Raw genomic sequence first — 1,724 nt, 5'->3', positions numbered from 1 at the left:
CCCAGACGCCCCTGTCCCGGCGCTTGCACCGTACGGCCGTGAACCAGGCCCGGCCACCAGGAAAGCGGCACCCAAAAAATTTCATACCAGGTACCAACCCGCTGGAGCGGCTGAACCGGGAGATCAAACGCCGCGCGGACGTGGTGGGCGTCTTTCCCGATCCGGCGGCCTTGGCCCGGCTGGCCGGTGCGGTCCTGGCCGAGCAGCACGACGAGTGGCAGGTCACCGACCGCCGCTGTCTCTCCGAGGGCTTCATGGCCCAAGTCGCTGCCGGCGAACCGGTGGCGGCGCCCGCACTCACCGGCGCATAGTCGAAACACACCCGCTGAGCGTCACGCGGCCGAACGAACTCCACCACTCAGCGGGACATGACCTGGCCCGGGCCCAGATTGCGGATGGCGCGCGCGGTGTCCAGCAGCTGTCCTGTATGGCCGGTCCCGCAGGACTGGTTGCGTTCGCCGGGCCCGCGCGCCCCCTGGTGAAGGGCGGATAGGTGCTGGTGGCATACGCCATGCACAGCGGGGCGGCTGGAGGTGGGGTGGGTGGGTAGGCCATCCGGGCGTGCCGGATCTACGGTCGGTGGAGAGCTTCGGCATATGCAGCCGGACGCATTCTGTACTGGTCGTTACTGGTTTTTGCAGGGGCACCTGTGATGGACGATCTCTACGGCGCGGACCAGCCCAGCGAACTCTCCGTGATCCGTACGGTCACCGACGGCATCACCGTCCTGCATGTGCGGGGCGAGATAGACCTGTCTACCGTTGCGCGTCTGCGCCAGGCCCTGGCGGTTGCCACTGCCGGTCCTGCTCCGCGCCTGGTGGTCGACCTAGGCGGGGTTGGTTTCATGGACTCCACCGGCCTCAACGCCCTGCTTGGCGCCTACCGTGCCGTTACCGGCACCTGGGGATGGCTGCGCCTGGCCGGCATGCGGCCTTTTATCGGAAAGGTCATCCAGGTCAGCGGCCTGGGCAGACACATCGAGTGCTACCCCACTCTGGAGCAGGCGCTCTCGGTCTGAGCTTTGCCCTGGTTCGCGGCAGGCGGGTGAAGCGGGCAAAGGGCCGTGCCGCAGACGGCGGCCGGCTCCGGGCACCCCAGCGTTCGGACGGTGATCGCGGGTGACGCTCCAGGGCGGCGGCAGCCGCGCGAACGCAACGCCCGCCCCGGCGGGAGTGTCCGTACGGTCCTGCCCGTACGGACATTCGGCCGGCCGCTCGCCCGCGTCCCGGCCGCAGCCACAGCGGGCGGCACCGACGCGTCGTGACTGCCCCGGCGGGCGGAGAGCGCAGCAGGGAGCCGTTGCCGTGCGTCGCCCGCCGCCCCGGGGAAGGGGGACGGACCTTCCTTTCTTTCACCCTCATAGCAGGGCAGGAGGGGCCGTCCGGCCTGTGCGGGGTCCGAAAGCCCCAGTCCGTTTCCGCTGCTGGGCCCGGGCAACGCCTCAGTGACGTCCGTCCGCCGTCCGCCGTCCGCCGGCTGCGCCACCGCCGGCGTCAAGCACCATCGGCGTCAAGCACCATGGCGCGCGTCGCCGTCGAGGGGCGGACCCGAGCGATGGGACGCGGCCGGCTGGCGGGTGCAGATGCCGGCCGGCTCGCCTGTGGCGTGCGGCCCTGCGGTCGCACGCCTAGGGCCTGTTGGGAAAGTGCTGGTCACAGCCACTCATTGAGGACTGCGACCAGCACGGTCGCCTCGTAGCGGACGGCGAGCTTGTCGTACCTCGT

Annotated in this window: 2 protein-coding genes; both read left to right on the top strand. The window is 70.3% G+C overall.

Annotated features, from left to right (window positions below):
- Positions 1-311, top strand: a 311-nt coding sequence (locus IE271_RS40780; RefSeq protein ID WP_229919983.1) for a transposase, incomplete at its 5' end; no start/stop codon positions are given.
- Positions 312-652: 341 nt separating this feature from the next.
- Complete coding sequence (locus IE271_RS40775) at positions 653-1,018, top strand: STAS domain-containing protein (RefSeq protein ID WP_190195460.1); 366 nt, start codon at positions 653-655, stop codon at positions 1,016-1,018.
- Positions 1,019-1,724: the final 706 nt, after the last annotated feature.

This window comes from Streptomyces minutiscleroticus (assembly GCF_014650875.1).
GTDB classification, from domain to species: Bacteria; Actinomycetota; Actinomycetes; order Streptomycetales; family Streptomycetaceae; genus Streptomyces; species Streptomyces minutiscleroticus.
This window is presented reverse-complemented; position numbering and strand designations above follow the sequence as displayed.

Coding starts and splice junctions, on each gene's coding strand:
- IE271_RS40775 (WP_190195460.1), top strand. CDS start 653: ATGGACGATCTCTACGGCGCGGACCAGCCCAGCGAACTCTCCGTGATC.